Source organism: Rhodococcus sp. NFXS4 (genome assembly GCF_058139645.1).
In genome coordinates this window covers 2,325,324-2,349,687 of sequence record NZ_CP192221.1, presented here as the reverse complement: position 1 = coordinate 2,349,687, position 24,364 = coordinate 2,325,324, and the positions used below count along the sequence as shown (strand labels likewise).

Annotated in this window: 22 protein-coding genes and 1 tRNA gene; 12 read left to right on the top strand and 11 right to left on the bottom strand. The window is 69.8% G+C overall.

Annotation, left to right across the window (positions count from 1 at the left end; translation table 11 throughout):
- The first annotated feature begins 1 nt into the window (after nucleotide 1).
- The gene (locus tag J4E04_RS11030) at nucleotides 2-220 is read left to right on the top strand and encodes a DUF5703 family protein (RefSeq protein WP_037185612.1); all 219 of its coding nucleotides are present in this window, start codon (nucleotides 2-4) and stop codon (nucleotides 218-220) included.
- 55 nt (nucleotides 221-275) lie between these two features.
- Nucleotides 276-1,361 carry a quinone-dependent dihydroorotate dehydrogenase gene (locus tag J4E04_RS11025; RefSeq protein WP_490148610.1) on the top strand — a complete coding sequence of 362 codons (1,086 nt, stop codon included), beginning with the start codon at nucleotides 276-278 and terminating at the stop codon, nucleotides 1,359-1,361.
- Between the two features lie 11 nt (nucleotides 1,362-1,372).
- On the opposite strand, the gene J4E04_RS11020 is transcribed toward J4E04_RS11025, so the two are convergent.
- Nucleotides 1,373-1,903, bottom strand: a complete 531-nt coding sequence (locus tag J4E04_RS11020; RefSeq protein WP_027505328.1) for a YbhB/YbcL family Raf kinase inhibitor-like protein — start codon at nucleotides 1,901-1,903, stop codon at nucleotides 1,373-1,375.
- A gap of 34 nt (nucleotides 1,904-1,937) precedes the next feature.
- Entirely contained in the window at nucleotides 1,938-3,302 is a 1,365-nt protein-coding gene (locus tag J4E04_RS11015) for a M20/M25/M40 family metallo-hydrolase (protein WP_081821196.1), read from the bottom strand.
- Nucleotides 3,303-3,455: 153 nt separating this feature from the next.
- Between J4E04_RS11015 and J4E04_RS11010 the strand changes: the two genes are divergently transcribed.
- From J4E04_RS11010 to J4E04_RS10985, 6 genes are all read left to right on the top strand, one after another.
- Nucleotides 3,456-3,541: transfer RNA gene (locus tag J4E04_RS11010), tRNA-Leu, on the top strand.
- Between the two features lie 78 nt (nucleotides 3,542-3,619).
- Complete coding sequence (locus tag J4E04_RS11005; RefSeq protein WP_037185609.1) at nucleotides 3,620-5,092, top strand: SDR family NAD(P)-dependent oxidoreductase; 1,473 nt, start codon at nucleotides 3,620-3,622, stop codon at nucleotides 5,090-5,092.
- Between the two features lie 57 nt (nucleotides 5,093-5,149).
- Nucleotides 5,150-6,646 carry a glutamate-cysteine ligase family protein gene (locus J4E04_RS11000; protein ID WP_490150488.1) on the top strand — a complete coding sequence of 499 codons (1,497 nt, stop codon included), beginning with the start codon at nucleotides 5,150-5,152 and terminating at the stop codon, nucleotides 6,644-6,646.
- Nucleotides 6,647-6,684: 38 nt separating this feature from the next.
- A complete protein-coding gene (locus tag J4E04_RS10995) occupies nucleotides 6,685-7,986 on the top strand; it encodes a saccharopine dehydrogenase family protein (protein ID WP_490150487.1) in 1,302 nt (433 codons plus the stop codon).
- Nucleotides 7,983-9,386 (top strand): CoA transferase, encoded by a 1,404-nt coding sequence (locus J4E04_RS10990; RefSeq protein ID WP_490150486.1) that lies wholly within the window; start codon nucleotides 7,983-7,985, stop codon nucleotides 9,384-9,386. The genes J4E04_RS10995 and J4E04_RS10990 overlap by 4 nt, the downstream gene beginning before the upstream one ends.
- A gap of 12 nt (nucleotides 9,387-9,398) precedes the next feature.
- The gene (locus J4E04_RS10985) at nucleotides 9,399-10,442 is read left to right on the top strand and encodes a nucleoside hydrolase (RefSeq protein WP_490150485.1); all 1,044 of its coding nucleotides are present in this window, start codon (nucleotides 9,399-9,401) and stop codon (nucleotides 10,440-10,442) included.
- A gap of 2 nt (nucleotides 10,443-10,444) precedes the next feature.
- Here the strand turns inward: J4E04_RS10985 and meaB are convergent, their stop codons facing one another.
- The 3 genes from meaB to J4E04_RS10970 are packed head-to-tail and all read right to left on the bottom strand — an operon-like array spanning nucleotide 10,445 to nucleotide 15,665.
- On the bottom strand, nucleotides 10,445-11,455 hold the full coding sequence (meaB, locus tag J4E04_RS10980; RefSeq protein WP_027505321.1) for a methylmalonyl Co-A mutase-associated GTPase MeaB: 1,011 nt from the start codon (nucleotides 11,453-11,455) through the stop codon (nucleotides 10,445-10,447).
- Nucleotides 11,456-11,457: 2 nt separating this feature from the next.
- A complete protein-coding gene (gene scpA, locus J4E04_RS10975) occupies nucleotides 11,458-13,737 on the bottom strand; it encodes a methylmalonyl-CoA mutase (protein WP_235578919.1) in 2,280 nt (759 codons plus the stop codon).
- Entirely contained in the window at nucleotides 13,734-15,665 is a 1,932-nt protein-coding gene (locus J4E04_RS10970; protein ID WP_490150484.1) for a methylmalonyl-CoA mutase family protein, read from the bottom strand. The genes scpA and J4E04_RS10970 overlap by 4 nt, the downstream gene beginning before the upstream one ends.
- Before the next feature lie 274 nt (nucleotides 15,666-15,939).
- On the opposite strand from J4E04_RS10970, the gene J4E04_RS10965 reads away from it, so the two are divergent.
- From J4E04_RS10965 to J4E04_RS10955, 3 genes are all read left to right on the top strand, one after another.
- The gene (locus J4E04_RS10965) at nucleotides 15,940-16,563 is read left to right on the top strand and encodes a TVP38/TMEM64 family protein (RefSeq protein ID WP_285186007.1); all 624 of its coding nucleotides are present in this window, start codon (nucleotides 15,940-15,942) and stop codon (nucleotides 16,561-16,563) included.
- A gap of 115 nt (nucleotides 16,564-16,678) precedes the next feature.
- Nucleotides 16,679-17,275, top strand: a complete 597-nt coding sequence (locus tag J4E04_RS10960; protein WP_027505318.1) for a hypothetical protein — start codon at nucleotides 16,679-16,681, stop codon at nucleotides 17,273-17,275.
- Complete coding sequence (locus J4E04_RS10955) at nucleotides 17,275-17,853, top strand: hypothetical protein (protein WP_490150483.1); 579 nt, start codon at nucleotides 17,275-17,277, stop codon at nucleotides 17,851-17,853. Before J4E04_RS10960 ends, J4E04_RS10955 begins: the two co-directional genes overlap by 1 nt.
- A 3-nt stretch (nucleotides 17,854-17,856) precedes the next feature.
- Here the strand turns inward: J4E04_RS10955 and J4E04_RS10950 are convergent, their stop codons facing one another.
- From J4E04_RS10950 to J4E04_RS10940, 3 genes are all read right to left on the bottom strand, one after another.
- Nucleotides 17,857-19,086 (bottom strand): SPFH domain-containing protein, encoded by a 1,230-nt coding sequence (locus J4E04_RS10950; protein WP_051613228.1) that lies wholly within the window; start codon nucleotides 19,084-19,086, stop codon nucleotides 17,857-17,859.
- Nucleotides 19,087-19,518, bottom strand: coding sequence for an NfeD family protein (locus J4E04_RS10945; protein WP_027505316.1), 432 nt, complete (start codon nucleotides 19,516-19,518; stop codon nucleotides 19,087-19,089).
- A 63-nt stretch (nucleotides 19,519-19,581) separates the two neighbouring features.
- A complete protein-coding gene (locus J4E04_RS10940) occupies nucleotides 19,582-20,430 on the bottom strand; it encodes a DUF3097 domain-containing protein (protein ID WP_490150482.1) in 849 nt (282 codons plus the stop codon).
- Between the two features lie 133 nt (nucleotides 20,431-20,563).
- Here J4E04_RS10940 and J4E04_RS10935 point away from each other — a divergent pair, with 133 nt between their 5' ends.
- Entirely contained in the window at nucleotides 20,564-21,385 is an 822-nt protein-coding gene (locus tag J4E04_RS10935) for an Rv1486c family protein (protein WP_222631088.1), read from the top strand.
- A gap of 104 nt (nucleotides 21,386-21,489) precedes the next feature.
- Here J4E04_RS10935 and J4E04_RS10930 read toward each other — a convergent pair whose 3' ends face one another.
- The 3 genes from J4E04_RS10930 to fabG1 form a co-directional block, all read right to left on the bottom strand.
- Nucleotides 21,490-22,542: a ferrochelatase gene (locus J4E04_RS10930; RefSeq protein ID WP_222637577.1), complete on the bottom strand. Its 1,053-nt coding sequence runs from the start codon at nucleotides 22,540-22,542 to the stop codon at nucleotides 21,490-21,492.
- 63 nt (nucleotides 22,543-22,605) lie between these two features.
- On the bottom strand, nucleotides 22,606-23,430 hold the full coding sequence (gene inhA, locus J4E04_RS10925) for an NADH-dependent enoyl-ACP reductase InhA (protein ID WP_027505312.1): 825 nt from the start codon (nucleotides 23,428-23,430) through the stop codon (nucleotides 22,606-22,608).
- Between the two features lie 68 nt (nucleotides 23,431-23,498).
- A complete protein-coding gene (fabG1, locus tag J4E04_RS10920; protein ID WP_037185384.1) occupies nucleotides 23,499-24,257 on the bottom strand; it encodes a 3-oxoacyl-ACP reductase FabG1 in 759 nt (252 codons plus the stop codon).
- Nucleotides 24,258-24,364 lie beyond the last annotated feature (107 nt).

Genomic DNA, 24,364 nt, shown 5'->3' with positions numbered 1-24,364 from the left:
GATGCCCGTCGGCTGGGAGACCCAGTCGGACGACTGGGAGTACGTGCCCATCAAGCTGCCGCCGGACGTCACCCGAGTGACGGCCTCGATGCGGCTGGCCATCTCCGCCGAGTTCGGTGGGTGGGAGCTCTCCCGGGTCCGGCTGTACACCGACGGCAGCAGGCGAGTACTTCTAAAACGACGCAAGACCGCGCACCACGTGCCCGATCCCGGTCTCTGACCGAGTGGCGGCGCCGCACCACCGACGAGATTCCCCGACGAGAGGTTTCCAGGCTGTGAGCCCGTACCGGCTGCTGCTCCGCGCGATGTTCCTGCTCCCTCCGGAACGCATTCATCACCTCGCATTCGCGGCGATGGTCGCGGTGACTCGATTCGCGCCCCTGCGTGCGCTGGTCTCGCGCGTGCTCTCGGTCCGAGATCCGGCACTGCGGACGACCGCCTTCGGCGTGACGTTCCCCACCCCGGTCGGCCTGGCCGCCGGTTTCGACAAGACCGGTGAGGGTGTCGACGCGTGGGGTCCGCTGGGGTTCGGTTTCGCGGAGGTCGGCACCGTGACCGCGCAGGCGCAACCCGGGAACCCACAGCCTCGACTCTTCCGGCTTCCCGCCGACCGAGGCCTGCTCAACCGCATGGGTTTCAACAATCCGGGTGCGGCGGCGGTGGCCGAGCGTCTGCGCGGACGGCGCGGGGACATCCCGGTCGGCGCCAACATCGGCAAGACCAAGGTGGTTCCCGCGGCGGACGCCGCGATCGACTACACGGAGAGTGCGCGGCTGCTCGGCCCGCTGTCGGACTTCGTCGTGGTCAACGTGAGTTCGCCGAACACCCCCGGACTGCGGGATCTGCAGGCGGTGGAATCGCTGCGGCCTCTGCTGGCCGCCGTGGCGAGCGTCGTGACGGTGCCCGTCCTGGTGAAGATCGCGCCCGACCTGTCGGACGACGACGTCGACGCGGTGGCAGACCTGGCCATGGAGCTCGGATCCGCCGGCATCGTGGCGACCAACACGACCATCGGGCGCGACGGGCTGCGGACGGCCGGGACCGCGGATCTCGGAGCGGGTGGCGTCTCCGGCCCGTACGTCGCGGACCGATCACTCGAGGTGCTGCGCCGACTGCGTGCACGCGTCGGGGACTCGATGACGCTGATCTCGGTCGGCGGTGTCGAGACCGCCGACGACGCGTGGGAACGCATCCTCGCCGGTGCCACCCTCGTGCAGGGGTACACAGGCTTCGTCTACGGCGGTCCGTTCTGGGCGCGTCGCGTCGCCGTCGGCCTGGCTCGACGAGCTCGGGCCGCGGGATTCGCCTCGGTGGCCGACGCGGTCGGCACGGAGACTGTCCCGCGGCCCGGGCCGCGCTGACTCGGTTCTCGTCAGCTCTGCTCGTACGTGCCCACGATGACGGCACGCGCGATGGCGTGACTGAAGAGGTTGAATCCGAGGTACGCCGGTGACGCACTCTCGTCGATCTCGAGCTTCTCGACGTCGACGGCGTGTACCGCCACGAAGTAGCGGTGCGGTCCGTGCCCCTGCGGGGGTGCGGCACCGATGAACCGGGCCAGGCCCGCGTCGTTGCGCAGCGTGATCGCGTCGTTCGGCAACCCGGTGGAGCTGTCGTCGCCCGCTCCGGTGACCAGGGTGGTGGTCGAGACGGGGATGTTCGCCACCGCCCAGTGCCAGAAACCGGACGCCGTCGGCGCATCGGGGTCGTAGACGGTGACGGCGAAGCTCTTGGTCTCCTCCGGGAAACCCGACCACGACAGCTGCGGCGAGTTGTCGTGGCCGCCCGCGCCCATGATGCCGCTGACCTGGTCCTCGTGGAGCGGCTGACCGTCGGTGACGTTGTCCGACGTGAGCTCGAACGACGGCAGCGACGGCAGTGCGGCGTAGGGATCGTGTGACATGAGGTCCTCTCGGGAGATATGGGTTCGGGGGTTGTCAGCTGTGCAGAAGGAAGTGCTCGAAGACCTTGGTACCGAAGATCAACGACTCGACGGGTACCCGTTCGTCCACGCCGTGGAACAACGCCGCGAAGTCGAGCTCGGGCGGCAGCTTGAGCGGCGCGAAGCCGAAGCAGCGGATGCCCAGCTTGGCGAACGCCTTGGCGTCGGTGCCGCCGGACAGCATGTAGGGCACCGTGCGACCGTTCTCGTCGAACGCCAGGATCGCGTCGTTCATCGCGTCGACGAGGTGCCCGTCGAACGTGGTCTCGTACGGCTCCAGGTCGGTGATCCAGGACCGTTCGACGTGCGGACCGATGAGCGCGTCGACCTCGCGCTCGAACTGCGCCTTGCGTCCCGGCAGGACGCGGCAGTCGATGGTGGCAGAGGCCGTCTGCGGGATGACGTTGGCCTTGTACCCGGCCGAGAGCATCGTGGGGTTTGCCGTGTCGCGCAGTGTCGCGCCGACGATGCGGGCGATGCTGCCGAGCTTGGCGAGGGTGCCGTCGATGTCGGGCGACTCGGGGTCGAAGGCCAGGCCGGTCTCCGAGCTCACGGCGGCGAGGAACTCGGTCACCGAGTCCGTCATCACCAGCGGGAACTGGTGGTTACCCAGTGCTGCAACGGCTTCGGCGAGGTACGTCACGGCGTTGTCCTCGTGCAGGAACGATCCGTGACCGGCGCGAGCCTTGGCCGTCAGACGCATCCAGGCGAGCCCCTTCTCCGCCGTCTCGACGAGGTAGAGGCGACGCTCGTCGCCCTCGGGGGTGGACACCGTCAGCGAGAAGCCGCCGACCTCGCCGACGGCCTCGGTGACACCCTCGAACAGATCGGGCCGGTGCTCGACGAGCCAGTGCGACCCGTACCTGCCGCCGGCCTCCTCGTCGGCCAGGAACGCGAAGACCAGGTCGCGGGGCGGGACGGTGCCGGCCGACTTGAACTGTCGGGCCAGCGCCAGGGCCATGCCGACCATGTCCTTCATGTCGACGGCGCCGCGTCCCCACAGGTAGCCGTCCTCGACGGCACCCGAGAAGGGATGCACGCTCCAGTCGGCGGGCTCGGCCGGAACGACGTCGAGGTGGCCGTGCACGAGCAACGCGCCGCGTGAGCTGTCGGCGCCGGCCAGTCGGGCGAAGACGTTGCCGCGGCCGGGCGCACCCGACTCGACGTACTCGGTCTCGTACCCCACGGCCTCGAGCTGGCGCGCCACCCACTCGGCGCACTCCTTCTCGCCGGCGGTGGTCTCGAGCTCACCGGTGTTGGAGGTGTCGAAGCGGATCAGCGACGAGACGAGGTCGACCACCTCGTCCACGGCCACGGTCTGCTTCTCGGTCTGGTGGTCGTTCTCTCCTGTTGCGGACACAGCTCGTTCCTACCACTCCAGGTGCCTCGGCAGGTGCTCCGACGTGCGGTTTTGGTCCAGGGCGCGGTATCGGCTAGATTTAGCGACCGCACCGAGAACACGGGTGCGACGCGATCGTGAACTGTGTGTGACCAGCAGGGTGTGACGCGGGTTGTCCGAGTGGCGGAATGGCAGACGCGCTAGCTTGAGGTGCTAGTGTCCTATTAACGGACGTGGGGGTTCAAGTCCCCCCTCGGACACCGAAGACAGACCGATGAAAGCCCCGATTCCTCACGGAATCGGGGCTTTCGTCATGACACGGGAGCGTGGAGGCGGCGATGACGGAGCACAGCGTGACGGGCATCGACCCCGACGAACTCGCCGCGTGCCTGCGCGTGCTCGACCGCGCGGCGGCCCTGGACGACGACCACCCCGACGCCGTGACCGTGCAGCGTGCCACGGCCGGCATGTTCAAGGCCGCGAAGAAGCGTCGCCGCCTGGAGTCGCGCGCCCGCGTCGCCGACGCCGACCGCGCCGTCGTCGCCGCCACGGCGACCGGATCACCCGACCGCATCGACGACGAGACCGCCGGGCTGGCGCTGACGTCGGCCACCACCACCGAGACCGCGGGCACACTGCAGCGTGCGCGTCCCTGCTACATCTGCAAGCAGCGGTACACCACGGTGGACGCGTTCTATCACCAGCTCTGCCCCGAGTGCGCCGCCCTGAACCACGCGAAGCGGGACGCCCGGACCGATCTCACCGGCCGCCGCGCCGTGCTCACCGGCGGGCGCGCGAAGATCGGCATGTACATCGCGTTGCGCCTGCTGCGCGACGGTGCTCACCTGACCATCACGACGCGCTTCCCCGCGGACGCGGTGCGCCGGTTCTCCTCGATGTCCGACAGCCACGACTGGATGCATCGACTGTCCGTCGTCGGCATCGACCTGCGTGATCCCGCGCAGGTGGTCGCGTTCGCGGACTCCGTCGCGGCGGAGGGCCCGCTCGACATCCTGATCAACAACGCCGCTCAGACCGTCAAGCGGTCCGCCGGCTCGTACACCGCCCTCGAGGACGGTGAGCACGGCGTCGATCTGGCAGCGCTCGGGGTGCGCACGTTCGGCGCGACGAGCGATGCCCATCCGGCAGCGCTGGTGGGGGCGTTCGGCGAGACCGACGGCGACACCGTCGCTCTCGACACCGCCGTCATGGCGAACATGGGGCCGTCGCAGGTGACCTCCATGGCCCTCGTCGCCGGTTCGGCGTCCCTGCAGCGCATGGCTGCCGGAACGGCGATCGACGCGGGTGGGCTGGTACCCGACGAGGCGCCGACCAACAGCTGGGTGCACACCGTCGACCAGGTGGATCCCGTCGAGCTGCTCGAGGTTCAGCTGTGCAACTCGGTGGCGCCGTTCATCCTCGTCTCGCGCCTGCGCGCCGCCCTGGCGGCGTCGCCGCATCGCCGGTCCTACGTCGTCAACGTCTCCGCGATGGAGGGCCAGTTCGGCCGCGGCTACAAGGGACCGGGGCATCCGCACACCAACATGGCCAAGGCCGCACTGAACATGCTGACGCGAACCAGTGCGAACGAGATGCTCGACGACGGCATCTCGATGAGCGCGGTGGACACCGGCTGGATCACCGACGAACGCCCGCACCCGACGAAGATCCGCCTCGCCGACGAGGGCTTCCACGCGCCCCTGGATCTGGTGGACGGCGCGGCTCGTGTCTACGACCCCATCGTCCAGGGTGAGCTCGGTGTCGATCTGCACGGGAAGTTCCTCAAGGACTACGCGGCCTCGCCCTGGTGACACCGCCGAACCCCCGTGTCGTGCGCCTGGCGGCCGCCCACGTGGTGCAATGTCGTGATGGGCGACGAGGTCGAGCAGCGCACGTTCAGCCGTAAGGACCGGCAGATGTTCCGGCACAAGGTGCAGGAGTGTCTGGACGCCCTGGCGGCGATGTTGGCGGACGACACCTTCCGGGTGGACGAGCCACGCCTGGGCATGGAGATCGAGCTCAACCTGGTGGACGAGTCGATGCAGCCGGCCATGGCCAACGCGGCCGTGCTCGAGGCGATCGCCGATCCGGACTTCCAGACCGAGCTGGGCCAGTTCAACATCGAGATCAACGTGGCCCCGGAACCGCTGGCGGGCGACCGGATGCGCATCCTGGAGAACGGATTACGCACCTCTCTGGACACCGCGGACGCCCGTGCTCGTGAGCAGGGATGCGCCCTGGCGATGATCGGGATGCTGCCCACGCTGGGCAAGGATCACTTCGCCCACCAGTGGTTGTCCAGCAATCCGCGATACGACCTGCTCAACCAACAGATCTTCGCGGCGCGCGGCGAGGACATCGAACTGTCGATCACCGGGGTCCCTCTGCCCGGCAGCCACGACATCGAGTCGTTGAACGAGATCTCCGACACGATCCTCCCCGAGGCCGCGTGCACCTCCGTGCAACTACACCTGCAGGTCTCGCCGACGGAGTTCCCCGCGCACTGGAACGCCGCGCAGGCGCTGGCGGGAGTGCAGGTGGCACTGGCCGCCAACTCCCCCTTCCTCGCCGGCAAGGCACTGTGGCACGAGACCCGGATCCCCGTGTTCGAACAGGCGACGGACACGCGCCCACAGGAACTCAAGAACCAGGGAGTACGACCCCGCGTGTGGTTCGGCGAGCGCTGGATCACGTCGATCTTCGATCTGTTCGAGGAGAACTCGCGGTATTTCCCCGCGCTGCTGCCGGTCGTGTCCGACGAGGATCCGATGGCCGAACTCGCGGCGGGCCGAGCGCCCGGCCTGACCGAGCTGAAGATGCACAACGGCACCGTCTATCGATGGAACCGTCCGATCTACGACACCTCGAACGGCGAGCAGCACATCCGCCTCGAGAACCGCGTTCTTCCCGCGGGGCCGACCGTGCTCGACGTCCTCGCCGACGCGGCGCTGTACTACGGCACCCTGCGGTCGCTCGTCGACGCGGACCGGCCGGTGTGGACGCAGATGTCGTTCGACGCCGCCGTGGAGAACCTGCACTCGGCGGCCCGCGGCGGGTTCGACTCGAGGCTCTACTGGCCGGAGGTCGGCTGGATCTCGCCGCAGGAGCTGGTCCTGCGCCGACTGCTGCCCATGGCCGAGGCGGGTCTCGCGTCGTACGGCGTGGACACCGAGGTGCGCGACCGCTACCTCCGGGTCATCGAGGGTCGATGCCTGCGCCGTCAGTCCGGATCGGTGTGGCAACGCAATGCCGTCGTCGCACGCGAGCGTGCCGGGGAGTCGCGCGAGCGCGCGGTGGCGGGCATGTTGTCCGACTACCTGCAGCTCATGCACGAGGGCGAGGCCGTCCACACGTGGTCGTGGTGAGTGGTGGTGGGTCACAGGAGCGCTTGTAGGCTCGGGTGATGGCCGAGACTTCCGCACCTGACCCATCCGAACTCGACACTGCGTCCGATCTCGACACGGCAGGGGATCGCGAGTTGGACGTCGTCGTCTACGGCGCCACCGGTTTCGTGGGCGCGCTCACCGCCGAGTACCTGGCGAATCATGCCCCGCAGGGCACGTCGATCGCACTCGCGGGCCGGTCCCGATCCAAGCTGGAGTCGACCCGTCGCGGTCTGCCGTCCCGCGCCGCCGACTGGCCACTGCTCGTCGCGGACGCGGACGACGAGGCCGCGCTCATCGACATCGCTTCTCGCACACAGGTCGTCATCACCACGGTCGGGCCGTACGCGAAGTTCGGACGCACGCTCGCGCACGTCTGCGCGGCGCACGGCACGGACTACGTCGACCTCACCGGCGAAGTGCTGTTCGCTCGCCTCAGTGCCGACCAGAACCACGATCTCGCACACTCCACCGGCGCTCGGATCGTGCACTCCTGCGGCTTCGACTCGGTGCCGTCCGACATCGGCGTGCACGCGCTCTACTCCAAGGTCCACGAGGACGGAGCAGGCGACCTGACCGACACCACCCTCGTCGTGACGTCGATGAGCGGCGGGGTCAGCGGCGGCACCATCGACTCGCTGCGCGGCCAGATCGACGAGATCACGAAGGACCGCGCCGCGGCGAAGATGGCGGCGAGCCCCTACTCGCTCAGCCCCGACCGCTCGATCGAGCCGGATCTGGGACGTCAGAGCGACACCCCCATCGTCAAGGGCGCCGACATCCACCCCGATCTCAAGGGGTGGAAGGCACCGTTCGTGATGTCCTCGTACAACACTCGGGTCGTGCGCCGCACGAACGCGCTGCTCGGATACCCGTACGGCAAGAACTTCCGCTACAGCGAGGTCATGAGCGTCGGCTCGTCGCCCGCCTCCCCGGTGATCGCCGGTGCCGTGCTCGCCGGACTGGGCGCCTTCGTCGCGGGCATGGCCTTCAAGCCCACCCGTTTCCTCCTCGACAAGATCCTGCCCAAGCCGGGCGACGGTCCCAGCGAGAAGACCCGGCAGAAGGGGCATTTCACGATCGACGTCTACACCACCACCAGCACCGGTGACCGGTACGTCTCGCGCGTGAAGGCGAAGGGCGATCCCGGCTACGCGGCCACCGCCATGATGCTGGGCGAATCGGCACTGGCGCTCGCGCTCGACCGTGACGCACTCCCCTCCGTCGGCGGCGGCGTGCTCACCCCGGCCTCCGGAATCGGTGACGCGCTGACCCACCGACTCCGCGGCGCCGGCATGGAGATCTCCGCGCGCAAGGTATGACCGACCTGCTGCACCGGTACCAGGCCGACCTGGGTCTCGCTCAGGCCGCCGACATCACCGTGCGACCCGTGTCCGAGGGCGTGTTGTCGTCGACCCTGCCGGTGGCCGCGCTGGCCGTCGGTGCGGTCGCTGCACTCGGTTCCGCGGTCGACCGGTTCCGCGTGGCCTCGGGGCTGACCGCGCCGTCACCGCGCGTGGTGGTCGGTGATCGGGTCGCGGCGTCGTTCGCGGGAGACAGACTGTTGCGCATCGACGGGCGGCCGGTCGCAGGGTTCGCCGCCCTGTCCGGCTTCTTCCGCACCGCGGACGGGTGGGTGCGCACCCACGCCAACTACCCGCACCACCGGGCGCGACTGCTCTCGCTCCTCGAGCTCGCCGACGACGCCGACCACACCGCCGTCGCGGCGGCTCTGCTCCGCCACGAGGCTCTGGACGTGGAGGAGCGTGCAGCAGAACTCGGCGCGCTCGTCGTGGCGGTGCGGACCCCGGACGAGTGGTTCGGCTCGGCGCCCGGCCGTTTCACGCGTTCCGGCCCCATCGTCTCGTCCACCGTGCGTCCCGACGGTCTGCCGTCGCTCCCCGAACCACCGACCGACCCGATGCGACCGCTGGCCGGGGTGCGCGTACTGGATCTCACGCGGGTCATCGCCGGCCCGGTCGCTGCGCGCGATCTGGCCCTCCTCGGTGCATCGGTACTGCGGGTCGACTCCCCACTGCTGCCGGAGATCGAAGCCCAGCACCTCGACACCGGCGCCGGCAAGTACTCGACACTCCTGGACGTGCTCGTCGACGACGACGACGAGCGACTGACGGCGCTGATGTCGTCGGTGGACGTGGTGGTCGGCGGCTACCGGCCGGGCTCCTACATCGACGACCACCTCCGCGCGCACCGGCCGAGCGGAGCGATCATCGGGACGGTGAGTGCGTGGGGCGGCCGGGGGCCGTGGGCACGGCGGCGCGGATTCGACAGCCTGGTGCAGGCAGCGTCCGGCATCGCGAACATGTGCGGCGGGAAGGCCGGAGGCCGGTCGGATGACGGCGGGAAGGCCGGAGGCCGGTCGGATGACGGCGGGACGGCCGGGGTTCCGGGGGCGCTGCCGGTGCAGGCGCTCGATCACGCGTCCGGCCACCTGCTGGCGGCGGGAATCGTCGACGCTCTGACCCAGCGCCTCGACGGTGGCATCGGTAGGACGGTGTCGGTCTCGTTGGCACGCACTGCCGCCTGGCTGCTCGATGCCGACGGCAAGGTCGACACTCCATCCGACCCCGTGCTGCCGACGGACGAGCACACCGTCCTCCACGACGACGTCCGCACGGCCCGACCGGCGCTCGCGGAGTACGACGATCACCCCTTCCCGGCCCGCCCGTGGGGACGCGACGAGCCACGCTTCCCGTCCTGACAGGATGGCGGCATGACCGACGTCGACTCCCCCGCCCGCACTCGACTCCTCGTCGACGTCGACACCGGAATCGACGATTCCCTCGCTCTGGTCTATCTGGCTGCGAGTCCGGAGGCCGAGATCGTGGCCGTGTGCTGCACGGCGGGCAACGTGCCCACCGCGCAGGTGACACGGAACACGCTGTCCTGGTTGGAGATCTGTGGTCTGACCGACGTGGAGGTGGCCGTCGGCGTCGACGCACCGCTGGTCGCCCCGCTGATGACGACGGAGGACACGCACGGTCCGCTGGGAGTGGGCTACGCGAATCTGCCGGCGCCCACCATGACCGTCTCCGATCGGACGGCGGCGCAGGCGTGGGTGGACCTGGCGCGCGAGAACCCGGGCGAGCTGGTCGGGCTGGTGACCGGTCCGATGACGAATCTGGCTCTGGCACTGCGGCTCGAGCCCGCACTACCCGTGCTGCTGAAGCGTCTGGTGATCATGGGCGGCAGCATCGATCACCCGGGGAACACGACGCCCACCTCCGAATGGAACGTGGCGGTCGACCCGGAAGCTGCGAAAGAGGTGTTCGACGCCTTCGACGCGGTGCCCTCGGGCCGGGAGCCGATCGTGTGCGCCCTGGGCCTGACGGAACGGATCGAGATGCACCCGTCTCACGTGGCACGTCTGGCAGAGATCGCCGGATCCGTTCCGGTGGAGCATCTCTCGATCGACGAGGTGGGAGCACGCTCGACGGCGTCGGTGCCCGTCGTGCGGTACCTGACCGACGCGGTGCGGTTCTACATGGAGTTCCACCACGCGCAGGGTGAGGGATACCTGGCGCACATGCACGACCCGTTCGCGGCGGCCGTCGCACTGCACCCGGAGATCGCCGAGTACGCCCTGGCCACCGTCGACGTCGAACTCGTCGGGACCCTCACGCGGGGAACGATGGTGGCCGACCGGCGCGGGTTCTGGGGACGTCGCCCCAATGCCGCGATCGCCGTGTCGACCGATCCGGACGCCTTCTTCGATCACCTGCTCGCGACGGTCGGGGCGTTCGCCGCCGGGACCTGAGTTCAGCCGTCGAAGGCGGTCAGGATCTCCTGCGCACCCAGTGCGGCCGTGAGCGATCCGTCGGCCACGCGCCTCTCCACGTCGGCGCGGACGGCGGTCACCGCGGGACTCGACGACAGTCGGCGCATCAGCTGGTCCTGCACCATGGTCCACACCCACTGGACCTGCTGGTCGCGGCGGCGGGCGTCGAAGTCGCCTGCCGCGGTGAGGACGTCGCGATGGCGGCACACAGTGTCCCAGAACTCCGTGAGTCCGGTCTCCTCGATCGCGCTCATCGTCAGCACGGGCGGCGTCCACAGGGCGTCGTGCGGGTAGATCAGTCGGAGCGCTCCGGCGAGTTCGCGCGCGGCACCCTTGGCGTCGCGGAGATGGTTCCCGTCGGCCTTGTTGACGGCGACCACGTCGGCGAGTTCGAGGACACCCTTCTTGATGCCCTGCAGCTGATCTCCCGTGCGCGCGAGCGTCAGGAAGCAGAAGGTGTCCACCATGCCCGCGACCGTGATCTCGGACTGCCCGACCCCGACGGTCTCCACCAGCACGACGTCGTAGCCGGCCGCCTCGAGCAGCACGATCGTCTCGCGGGTCGCCTTCGCGACACCGCCGAGGGTTCCCGACGTCGGGGACGGCCGGATGTACGCCTCGGGCGCGACCGTGAGCCGTGCCATCCGTGTCTTGTCCCCGAGGATGGAGCCCCCGGTACGGGTCGACGACGGATCCACCGCGAGAACCGCGACGCGGTGGCCCTTCTCGATGAGCGTCATGCCCAGGGCATCGATGAACGTCGACTTGCCGACTCCCGGTACGCCCGTGATGCCCACCCGATGTGACCCCCCGGCGTGCGGAAGGAGCTCGAGCAGCATCTGTTGGGCGAGGTCGCGATGGTCGTCGCGGGTGGACTCGACGAGGGTGATGGCACGCGCCAGCCCGGCACGCTCACCGGCCCGCACCGAGGCCACGAGCGCGTCGAGATCGATCGCCGGACGCGTGGGACGTGCTGCGGTCGCGTCGGACATGCTCAGGCGTTCGCTCCTGCGTCCGAGACGGCCGCGCCGTGACCCAGGCTCTCCGCGAGCTGGCCGATGAGATCGACCGCGGCGTCGGCGATCACCGTGCCGGGCGGGAAGATCGCGGCCGCCCCGGCCTCACGCAGCGCGTCGAAGTCTCCCGGCGGGATGACGCCGCCGACCACGACCATGATGTCGGACCGGCCGACGGCGGCGAGCGCTTCCCGCAGCGCCGGAACCAGCGTCAGGTGACCGGCGGCGAGCGACGACACCCCGATGACGTGGACGTCGTTGTCGGCGGCCTGGTTCGCCACCTCCTCGGGGGTCTGGAACAGGGGGCCGACATCGACGTCGAAGCCGATGTCGGCGAACGCCGTCGCGATGACCTTCTGCCCGCGATCGTGTCCGTCCTGCCCCATCTTCGCCACCAGGATGCGGGGTCGGCGGCCCTCCGCCTTCGCGAACGCCGTCGCCAGCTCGCCTGCATGCACCATGTTCGTGGCCTTCCCCGCCTCGTCCCGGTAGACACCGCTGATCGTGCGGATCTCGGCGCGGTGCCGTCCGTAGACCTTCTCGAGAGCGTCGGAGATCTCGCCCACCGTCGCCATGGCCCGCGCCGCGTCGACGGCGAGGGCGAGCAGGTTGTTCTCCATCCCGCCGTCGGTGGACGCGGCCGCCGCGGTGAGGGCGGACAGCGCCGCCTCGACGCGGCCGGGGTCGCGCTCCTCGCGCAGCCGCTCGAGCTTCTCGATCTGCTCGGTGCGCACCCGCGAGTTCTCGACCTTGAGCACCTCGATGGCGTCGGGCTCGTCGGGAACGTACTTGTTGACACCCACCAGCGGCTGCCGACCGGAGTCGATGCGCGCCTGCGTCCGCGCCGCCGCCTCCTCGATGCGGAGCTTCGGGATGCCCTCACCGATGGCCTTGGCCATTCCACCGGCCTCCTCGACCTCGGCGATGTGCGCGCGGGCCCGATCGGCGAGCTGGTGGGTCAGCCACTCCACGTAGTACGAGCCGCCCCACGGATCGATGGGCCGCGTCGTGCCGGACTCCTGCTGCAGCAGCAGCTGGGTGTTGCGGGCGATCCGGGCGGAGAAGTCGGTGGGCAGCGCGAGTGCTTCGTCGAGCGCGTTGGTGTGCAGTGACTGCGTGTGTCCCTGCGTCGCGGCCATCGCCTCGATACACGTGCGGGAGACGTTGTTGAAGACGTCCTGCGCCGTCAGCGACCAGCCGGACGTCTGCGAATGTGTGCGCAGCGACAGTGATTTCGCGCTGGACGGATCGAACTTCTGCACCAGCTCCGCCCACAGCAACCGGCCCGCGCGCAGCTTGGCGACCTCCATGAAGAAGTTCATGCCGATGGCCCAGAAGAAGGACAGCCGCGGGGCGAACGTGTCGATGTCCATGCCCGCGGCCAGCCCGGCGCGGATGTACTCCACCCCGTCGGCGAGGGTGTACGCGAGCTCCAGATCGGCCGTCGCGCCGGCTTCCTGGATGTGGTAGCCGGAGATGGAGATCGAGTTGAACTTCGGCATGTGCGTCGAGGTGTACGCGAAGATGTCGGAGATGATCCGCATCGACGGCTCGGGCGGATAGATGTAGGTGTTGCGCACCATGAACTCTTTGAGGATGTCGTTCTGGATGGTGCCGGCGAGCTTCTCCGGTCCGACGCCCTGTTCCTCCGCCGCGACGACGTACAGCGCCAGGATCGGCAGCACGGCGCCGTTCATGGTCATCGACACCGACACCGACCCCAGGTCGATCCCGTCGAAGAGTTGGCGCATGTCGTAGATCGAGTCGATCGCGACACCCGCCATGCCGACATCGCCCTGCACGCGCGGGTGGTCACTGTCGTAGCCGCGGTGCGTCGCGAGGTCGAACGCGACCGACAGCCCCTTCTGACCGGCAGCGAGGTTGCGACGGTAGAACGCGTTGGACTCCGACGCCGTCGAGAATCCGGCGTACTGACGAATCGTCCACGGCTGGTTGACGTACATCGTCGGGTACGGACCGCGCAGGAACGGAGCCGTGCCCGGGTAGGAGTCGAGCGGGTACCCGGCCTCGGCCGCCTCCGCCCGGTCGGCGCCGGTGTACAGGGGTCGGACGTCGATGCCCTCGGGGGTGGACCACACCACCTGCTCGGGCGAGTAGCCGTGAGCCGCCGCGGCCGCCTCGACGTGGGCGCGCGCATCGTCGGCCGCCGGCGCTGCCGCGTCCGCACCGCGGGGGTCGACGAGCGGAACGTCCGCGAAACTGCCCACGGGGCCCATGTCACCAGCGTCGTCGGTCATGCGGTGTGTCCTTCCGTACGAGCCTCGCCGGTGAGTGCATCGAGAAGAGCACTGAGTTCGGCGACGGCATCGATGGTGAGCGTGAGATGTCCGTCCGGGGTCTGTTCCGGCGACGCGTCCGCGAAGGCCGAGGCACCGCCGGCGACGAGCACCGTCCGCACCCCCGCCGACCGCAGAGCGGCGACGGCGTCCGGTCCCTCGGCGGCGTACCGCTTGTCGGTGCCGCACAGCACGGCGATCGGCGAGGCGGTCTCGCGTGCCACCGCGGCGAGATCGGCTCCCGCACCGGGGTTCACCGCCTCGATCCCGCCCGACGCCGTGAGGTTCGCCGCGAACGTGGTGCGTCCGTTGTGTTCCGCGACGCTGCCCAACGACGCCAGCAGCACCACCGGGCGACTGCCCTTGTCCGCCAGCACCGCGTCGCTGCGATCACGCAGCGCCTCGAACTCGGCGGCGTACCGCGTCGCGGGACGTCCGGCGACGGTGCCGTTCCCCGAGGCCGCGGGCGACGGCTCCTGCAGGTTCGGGAACTCGTTGACACCGGTGACCGCGGTGCGGCGGTGGGCGATGTCGCTCGCACGGGCAGCTCGGGTCTCGTCGACCCGGCGCGCGATCTCACCGGACTCCAGCGCGGCGCGGTAACCGCCGGCGGCCTCGACCGCCTGCAGAACCGACCACGCCGAGTCCGCGAGCGCGTCGGTGAGCGACTCGACGTACCAGGAACCACCGGCCGGATCGACCACCCGACCAAGGTGGGACTCCTCGAGCAGGAGCAGCTGGGTGTTGCGCGCGATCCGTGCGGCGAATGTCTGCGAGACGTCCGCGGCGCCGCCGGGAATCGCGGCGTCGAACGGCAGGACGGTCACCGCGTCGGCTCCGCCCACACCGGCGCCGAACGCGGCCAGCGTCGTGCGCAGCATGTTCACCCAGGGATCGCGCTGCGTCATCATCGCCGCCGAGGTGACGGCGTGCTGTGGGGCCCCGCCGTGCTCCGGCGCCCCGAGCACCTCGGCCACCCGGGCCCAGACCCGCCGGGCCGCACGGAACTTGGCGATGGTCTCGAACTGCTCGTCGGTGGCCGCGAGCCGGAACTCCACCTGTCCCAATGCCTCGACAGTGGACAGTCCCGCCGCCGTGAGCGCGCGCAGATACTCGAGTCCGGCCGCGACGGTCAGACCGACCTCCTGCGCGTCTGCCGACCCGGCAGCGTGGAACACGGTGCCGTCCAACGTGATCGCGCGCACCCGCTCGGTGCGCGCCACTGCCCGCACCGCGAGATCGATCGCGTCCTGCTCGCTCGCACCCGGGAGGTCGGCGAATCGATCGGTCAGCGGTGACGCCCCCAGTCGGACGTCGGCGGCGGCGCCGCGCTCGTCCAGGAGCGCGAACAACGCGTCGGCCACCGCTGTGACGTCCGCACCCGCGTCCAGTGTCAGGGGCGCGAGGTCGAGCAGGACCCCGTCGAGTGCGCGGGCCAGGCCCTCGGCGCCCACGGACGCCGTGTCGAGCCACAGGGCGCTCGTGCCGTTCTGCAGCGCGTCGAGGAGCTGGTCATTGAGCGTCGCCGCGTCCGAGTCCGCACCGGCGGGACGACCGAACCGACCGGCGACCAGCCACCCGACGTTGACGTCGCGATGCGCGTCCGTGCCGCGCGTGAAGGGGAAGGTGCCGGGCAGCGGAGCCTCGGCAGTCTCGTCCAGCGGCCCGTACAGGGGCCGCACCGTGACCCCGTCGTACGTGGTCACCTCGAGCAGCGTCTCCGGATGCTCGGGGAGCTCCGAGACGTCCACCCGACGAGCCTTGGCCAGCACCCCGGCCACGCCGCGGCGCCAGGTCGCGAAACCCTCCTCGGCGCTGCTCACCGGTACGGCCGCGCCGACGTCCTCGGCAGCGACGGAATCCGGTGTCCCGGTGTGTGACGTGGCCATGTGTCCCTTTCGCGCCTGCGGATGCTGTGATGTTAACCGCACTCCGGGCACGCTATCCCGAGTCCCATCACAGTGGCCTGAGACAAACTTCACACTAGTAGGGCGTCCGAGCATCGGTCCTCCTAGTGACCGTTCCGACCGCGTCGACGAGCACCGCTCGCATCGCTCTTCGGTAGCGTGAGCAGACGTGACGACCCCCGACATCGACCCGCACGACACAGTGCCGTCGGAGGAGTCGATCGTCGTCGGAGGCCGCCGCGCGCTCGTGCTGCGCGTGGCCGCGACCGTCACCGTGCTCGCCGCCCTGATCGTCGTGGCACTGCTCGTACCCCTCCCCACCATCGACCGCGTGCGGGAGTGGGCCGTCGCCGTCGGGCCGGCCTTCCCCCTCGTCTTCTTCGCGGCGCACGCGATCATCACGGTGGCGCCGATCCCCCGCACCCTGTTCACGGTGTCGGCGGGTGTGCTGTTCGGACCCGTGACGGGGGTCGGCGTGGCGGTCGCGGCGACGACCGTGAGTGCAGTGCTCGCGTTCCTGCTGGTCCGAGCACTCGGCCGCGACGTGGTGACCGCACGCTGGGATCATCCGGTGATCCGGGCCGTCGATTCCCGTCTCGCGCGACGGGGATGGTTGGCGGTGGGGAGTCTTCGACTCATCGCGCCGGTGCCGTTCTCGGTGGTCAACTACTCCGCCGGCCTGTCCTCGGTGGCCGTGGTGCCGTTCGCGCTGGCGACGGTGGTCGGGGTGATCCCGGGGACGGTCGGCATCGTGTTGCTCGGCGACGCTCTGGCCGGTCACGGCGATCCGGTCCTGCTCGCGATCTCGGGGGTCTGCATTGCCGTGGGCGTCGTGGGACTGATCCTGGACGCGCGGATGCCGGTGGCCGGCGATCGATGAGGTCAAGGTCACGGGCTTGATGTGGCCGGATCAAGGTCGACGACGAACTCTATACGTCGCAACGCATCAAGACTCGAGGCTTGATTCGGACTGATCAAGCTTCTAGGGTTGATCGATGTTCGTTCTGACCGTGGACCAACGCGGAAGTCGACGCGACATCGATCGCGTCGCCGACATCCTCGACCGAGCCACCGACCTGGTCCGCCCGTTCGAACGCACGGCCGGCGACGAGGTCCAGGGTGTGGCGGACGACGCGTCGGTGGCACTCGACCTCGCCCTCGACTTCCTCGAGGACGGGCACTGGAGCGTCGGGATCGGGGTGGGGGCCGTGGAGGATCCGTTGCCACGCTCCACCAGAGCGGGTCGGGGCCCGGCGTTCGAAGCCGCGCGGGACGCCGTCGACAGCGCCAAGAACGCCGTCGCCCACATCGCGGTCCGCGGCGGTGACGCCGAGTCCGCCGGCGATGCCGACGCCGTGGTGGCACTGCTCGCACTGCTCCTGGTCCGGCGCACCGAGCAGGGCCGCGCCGCGGTCGACAGTGTCCGCAGGCTCGGATCGCAGACCGCCGTCGCCGAGGAACTGTCCATCACACCGCAGGCCGTGTCCCAACGACTGGCCGTCGCGGGGTGGCAGGCCGAGCGTGCAGCACGACCGGTCGTGGCGCGGATGCTCGCGCTCGCCGATCTGCGCGCACGCGGAACGGACGCCTGATGGCGATCACCCTCGCGCTGCTCGCACTCGCGCTCTCCGCCGGAGCAGCACTGCTTCCCGCCCGACCGGTGCCGACGATCCCACCGACGGCTGCGCCGGGTCGCCGCGTCCGGTGGCTGCCGCCGCTGCGCTGGTGGATTCCGGCACTCCTGTCCGCCGGGATGCTCGCACTGGCGGGTCTCGCCGCCGCGATCGCCGGCGCACCGGTCACCGGGCCACCACTCGTCGTCGCGATGGTCCTGGTCGTCGCGGTCGCCGTCACCGGCGGCACCGTCGTCGTTCCCGCGGTCTTCCATCTCGCGCGCCGACGGCCCGAGCCCGGAGACGGCGATGCCGACGACGAGCGCCCCGTCCTGCGTGGGGGGCTCGTCATCGGCACACTCGAACGCATCGCCGTCGTGGTCGCGGTGCTCACGGGGTGGCCCGAGGGCATCGCCGTGGTGCTCGCGGTGAAGGGACTCGCACGCTACCCCGAACTCCGCGACCCGCGGGCGTCCGAGTACTTCATCATCGGAACCTTCACCAGCGTGCTCTGGGCACTCGCCGCGGGCGGCATCGGCGCGGGCCTGGCTGCCTGACCGTCAGCGGTCCAGTTCGCGCGGTGCGTCGTCGCCCGACCCGGACCCGTCCGGCGTGGAGGCCTCGACGGCCTTCGCGGGCTCCGGAGCCGAGTCCCGCGCCGGGTTGGGTGCGGCGGCCAACGACGTGTCGACAGGCTTGCGTGCCACGGCCTCGGCGTCGGCGACCGCCCGAGCGATGGCCGGGTCCGTCTTCGTGTCGAACCAGTCGGCCACCTCCGCGGAGTCGTCCTCCGGCTTGGAGTGCGTCTCGCCCTGGTCGCTGGGCTCGAAACGGAAGACGCCGTCGTCGCCCGGCGCACCGAGATTCTTGGCGAAGCCCTTCAGGGCATCACCGAAGTCGGACGGCACCACCCACATCTTGTTCGCATCACCCTGCGCCATCTTCGGCAGCGTCTGCAGGTACTGGTAGGCGAGCAACTCGGGCGTCGGCTTGCCGGCCTTGATCGCCTCGAACACCTTCTCGATGGCCTTCGCCTCACCCTGTGCGTTGAGGTACTTGGCCGCCCGCTCACCCTGCGCACGGAGGATGCGGGACTGACGCTCACCCTCGGCGGAGAGAATGGCGGCCTGCTTGGCGCCCTCCGCGGACAGGATCTGCGACTGCTTGTCACCCTCGGCCGTCTTGATGGACGACTCACGGTGTCCCTCGGCCGTGAGGATGGTGGCGCGCTTCTCGCGGTCCGCCTTCATCTGCTTCTCCATCGACTCCTGGATGGAGGGCGGCGGATCGATGCTCTTGAGCTCCACTCGGGCGACACGCAGGCCCCATCGCCCGGTGGCCTCGTCCAACACTCCGCGGAGCTGGCCGTTGATGGAGTCACGCGAGGTGAGCGTCTCCTCCAGGGTCATACCGCCGACCACGTTGCGAAGCGTCGTCGTGGTGAGCTGCTCGACACCGACGATGTAGTTGCTGATCTCGTAGACCGCGGCCTGCGGGGTGGTGACCTGGAAGTACACGACGGTGTCGATGGACACCGTCAGGTTGTCCTGCGTGATCACCGGCTGCGGTGGGAAGGACACGACGCGCTCACGCAGGTCGACCTTCGCTCGGACACGGTCGACGAACGGCACGAGGAACGTGAGCTGCCCGGAGACCGTCTTGGAGTATCGGCCCAGACGCTCGATCACCGCGGCCTCGGCCTGCGGCACGAGCGTCACCGACTTCGCCACCACCACTGCGACGAACAGCACCACCACGGCAAGGGCGATCAAGGCGGCATAGTCACCCATCTAGGGTCCTTTCCACACGACGGCCGTGGCGCCGTCGATCTTCATCACGGTCACGGTCGTTCCGGCCGCGTACACCTCGGTGGGATCGAGCGGACGAGCCGTCCACACGTCACCGTCCAGCCGCACCGTGCCGGAGTGCTGATCGATGGCATCCAGCACCTGCGCGGATCGCCCGGTGAGCGCGGCGATCCCGGTGGGGGTCGGCGGGGGCGTCGAGAACCGGCGGGTCAGCACCGGTCGGACACCCAGGATCAGGGCTCCGGACAGGATCGCGAACACGATCGCGTCGCCCCACACCGGGAAGTCGGTCAGCGCCGAGATGCCCGCGGTACCCAGGGCCCCGCCGGCCAGCATGAGAAGGAAGAAATCTCCGGACAGCGCTTCACCCGCAGCGAGAATCACCGCTCCGACGAGCCACAGAAGTGCAACCACGAACTCCACAGTAGCGACGAACGACGAGCCCGTGGGGTGCGCGCGACCGTCGTGGGGAGATCGTTACCGACCTGTCTCCCCGTTCTCGTCACCCAGGGTGACGAAGTCGACGAGGCGCTCCACCGCGCCGATGAGCGGCGCCTCGAGATCGCGAAAACTGGACACCGCACCGTAGACCCGGCGCCACCCGTCCTGCGGTGTGCCCCAACCCAACTCGCGGCAGATGCCGGTCTTCCAGTCGGTGCCGCGCGGGATCCGTGGCCATGCCTCGATGCCCACCGCGGCGGGCTTCACCGCCTCCCACACATCGATGTAGGGGTGTCCCGTGACCGTCACGTACGGGCCGAGCGACCGCGTCAGGCGGTCCTCCTTCGAGCCGTCGACAAGGTGGTCGACGAGAACCCCCACCCTGCGTCCCGGCCCGGGTCCGAACTCCTGCAACCGCTCTGCCAGGTTGTCCAGTCCCTCGAGATGCTCGACGACCACACCCTCGACCCGCAGGTCGTGGCCCCAGACCCGTTCGACGATGGCGGCGTCGTGAATGCCCTCCACCCAGATACGGCTGGGCAGAGCCACTTTCGCTCGTACGTTCTCCACCCGCGTCGACCCGGAGGCCGAGCGGGTCGGAGCGACGGCACGGGTCGGCGCCGGACGCGTCAGCGTCACCGGGCTTCCGTCGACGAGGAAGGCGGCCTCGCGCATCGCGAAGAGCCTCCGTACGCCTCGGCCGTCCTCGAGCCGGACGAAGTCACCGTCGTACGTGCGCTCGAAACCCACCACGGCGCCGCAGAATCCGGTCGCCGCGTCCTCGACCACCACGTCCCGTTCGGCCGCCATCGTCGGGACCACGCGTCGCGCTCGCCTCGCGTGCCCGGCGAAGAAGTCGCCGCCGTACCGGTTGTCCGCTGTCATCGTCTTCCCTCGCCCTCCGCGCTCACTCCCGGGACAGGACTGTCGGGTCACCGGGCCGTCCCACGGTATCGGCGCCGCGCACTCCCCGACCGCAGCCACGCCGGTCGCCTCCGACGCCGCCTATGATCGGACGGTGTCGTCCCCATCCTCGAGCCTCGCCATCTGGTGCGGCGCCTGGCTCGCCGGAGCCGCGCCGCCCGACGACGTGATCGATGCCCTCACCGAGTGGGCACCGTTGGCCCTCGTCGTCGCCGCCGATCCCGAGACAGCCGAGCGGCACGACCTCCCGTGGCCCACTCCTCGTGACATCGGCATCGCCCAGTTGCTCCGAGTCGTCCGCGCCGCGGCGCCCGTCGGCGACCGCGAGGTGACCGTCGACATGGTTCTTCCCGCCCCCGGTGACGTCGCCGGGCTGCCGACCGACTCCGCGTTCTCGGCCGCCGCCGTGCTCGCGGGCGAAGGCGTCGTCATCGGAGTGCCGGGTCAGCCGGGTGTCGGACTCGTCCCCACCGACGAGGGCCCCGACGTCATGCGGTGGACGGTGTTCACCGTCACCGTGCCGGTCACCTACCAGGAGCTGGCGCTCGGGGAGATCGAGTACTCGATGCGGGACACCGTCCGGAGTGCGGCCGAGGCCCTCACCGCGGTGCAGACGGTCGACACCGGCCGTTCCGGCGGCGACCCGCACACGATGATTGCCGAGCGCCTCGCCATCGCGAGCCGCCATCGCTACCCGCCGCTCCCCGAACGCACCACCCGAGTTCTCGACACGGCCGACCGGGTGGACGCCATCCTCGCGGCCGCGCAGACGTCGGCGCCCTCGGAGGCACCCAGCAGCAGCGGTGCCGAGGCCCGCGAGGCCGTGCTCCGACCGTTGCGTCGCGCCGTGCGCGCCGCGCGACGTGCCGCCGTGCGCGCCGCCGTGGACGGATACCTGTCGCCCGATCGACGCTAGCGGTACCCCCTCGCGCGAGTACGTCCGTAGTGTCGCGATCCATGCCCGGATCACGACACTTTCGGCGTACTCGCGGGTGGGTGGTTCCCGGGATGTTCGAGCTGTCAGGCCGGGCGGCGACGCACCGGGGGCTCACAGCAGCCGGGATTGCACGGCGTTCCGTCGACGGTGGTCCCGAAGGCGGGCTCGGAACCCAGACGCAGCGGCGCGGTGCCCACGGTGCGTTCCTCGACCAGCGTGCGCACGAGCCGGGCGAATCGAGGGTCCGCACCCGGGGTGCCGGCACGCTCGAGAGCGATGCCGAGTTCCTGCGCCTTCTCGACCGCCTCGGTGTCCAGGTCCCACACCACCTCGAGGTGATCCGAGACGAACCCGACCGGGCAGATCACCACGGCGTCGACGCCCGTCTCCGCCAGGGCTTCGAGGTGATCGCAGATGTCGGGATCCAGCCACGGGATCTGCGGCGGTCCCGACCGGGACTGCCACACGACGTCGAACTCGTCGACACCTGCTGCGGCGGCGCACAATCGGGACGCCTCGGTGACCTGACGGCTGTAGAGGTGGCCGCCCGCCGACGGCGGACCCGCGGCCTCGTCCGCCGAGACGGGCACCGAGTGCGCCGTGAAGACCACGCGAGCACCGGCCCGGCGATCCGCCGGAAGCCTGCCGATCGCCGCGCGGATCGCGTCGGCGAAGGCATCCACCATGAGCGGATGGTCGTAGTACTGCCGCAGTTTGGTGAGCTGCGGAGCACCCTCCCCCACGGCGGCACGGGCGCGGGCGATGTCTTCGTGGTATTGCCGACAGCCCGAGTACCCGCCCCAGGCCGAGGTGGGGAACACCAGCGCGTTGCGCACGCCGTCGGCCTTCATCGCGGCGACGGTGTCCTCCGCCATGGGATGCCAGTTGCGGTTGCCGAAGTACACGGGCAGGTCGATGCCCGTGAGCGCGAACTCGGTCTCGACCGCGGCGATGATCTCGCGGTTGAGTCGGTTGATCGGCGAGACCCCACCGAAGTGGTGGTAGTGCTCGGCGACGGCATCGAGGCGCTCGGGCGGGATTCCGCGGCCACGGGTGACGTTCTCCAGGAACGGCCGCACCTCGTCCGGCCCCTCGGGCCCACCGAAGGACAGCAGCAGAAGCGCGTCGTAGGTCATGACGCCATTGTGCCGGAACCCGTTTCGGTGGACCCGAGAGGATGCTCGGATCGAGTCGAGATGTCAGAGATTCTCGGGCAGCCAGGTGTTGTGGCTCGCGCCGCCGTCGACGTAGACGATCGACCCGGTGGTCGCCGGCAGCCAGTCCGACAGCAGCGCGCAGATCGACTTGGCCACGGCCGTCGGGTCGTTGAAGTTCCAGCCGATCGGGGACGCACCGTTCCAGTACTCGTTGAGCTGGTTCATCTTGTCCGCGTCACCCGTCGCGGTACCCGCGATGGCCTTGGCGGCGAGCGTCTTGATCGGGCCCGCGGCGACCAGGTTGGAACGGACCTTCTTGGCCTCGCCGACCTCGCGGGCGACGTAGCGGTTGACCGACTCGAGCGCAGCCTTTGCCACGCCCATCCAGTTGTAGAACGGCATCGCCGTGCGCGGATCGAAATCCATGCCGACGATCGATCCACCCTCGTTCATGACGGGGAGCACGGCGCGTGCTAGCGAGGCGTAGGACCAGGCAGAGATCTGGAACGCGGCGGCGGCGTCGGGACCCGGTCCCTCCAGGAACGGCTTGGACCCCGGGCCCATCAGGGTGCGCGGAGCGAACGCGATGGAGTGCAGAACGCCGTCGATGCCCTCCGGAGCGACTTCGGAGATGCGACCGGCGAGCGCGGCGAGATGTTCCTCGTTCGTCGCGTCCAGCTCGATCGCCGGCGGCACGGGCTCCGGCAGTCGCTGGGCGATCCTGTCGATCAGTCGCAGCCGGTCGAACCCGGTGATGACGACCTTGGCGCCCTGCTCCTGCGCGACCTTGGCCGCGTGGAACGCGATGGACGCGTCGGTGATGATCCCGGTGATCAGGATGGTCTTGCCTTCGAGCAGTCCGCCCATGTGCGTGTGCCTTTCGTGTGAAGTCTGGTGTGCCCGAGTCGATCGGGCAGGAGTCGGGACGAGGTGGGCTAGTGGCCCATGCCCATACCGCCGTCGACCGGGATGATCGCGCCGGAGACGTAGCTCGAATCGGGTGACGCGAGGAAGCTCACCACCGCGGCGACGTCCTCGGGAGTACCGAGTCGCTTGAGCGGGATGTACTCGCGCGCGGTGTCCCGGAGTTTGTCGTCGAGCTCGGCCGTCATGTCGGTCTCGATGAACCCGGGTGCCACGACGTTCGCGGTGATCGAACGCGAGCCCAGCTCACGGGTGAGCGAGCGCGCCATGCCGACGACACCCGCCTTGGAGGACGCGTAGTTGATCTGGCCGGGTCCGCCGGCCTGACCGACGACGGAACCGAGAAAGACGAACCGTCCGAAGCGCGCCCGCAGCATCGAGCGGCTCGCTCGCTTGGCCACCCGGAACGCGCCGGTGAGATTGGCGTCGATGACGGAGGTGAACTGCTCCTCGGTCATCCGCATCAGCAGGGTGTCGTCCGTGATGCCCGCGTTGGCGACGAGCACCTCGACGGGGCCCTGATGCTTCTCCACCTCGGTGAACGCGGCATCGACGGAAGCGGTGTCGGTGACATCGCACTGCACCCCGAACAGTCCGTCCGGTGCACCCGAGCTGCGGTGCGTGACCGCGACCTTGTGGCCGTCCGCGGCGAGTCGGCGGGCCACGGCCAGGCCGATGCCCCGATTACCGCCGGTGACGAGCACGGACCGGGAGACGAATCCCCCGCCGGCCGTCGCGTCGGGTGTCGCGGACTCGGGCGCAGAGGACATACGGATGAACCTTCTCTCTCGGGGGTGCTGCTCGCAGCATCGGCCAGTCGGTGGGCGATCACGGACGTCGTCGATCGCCTCGACCCGCGCGTACTTTACCGATGCGT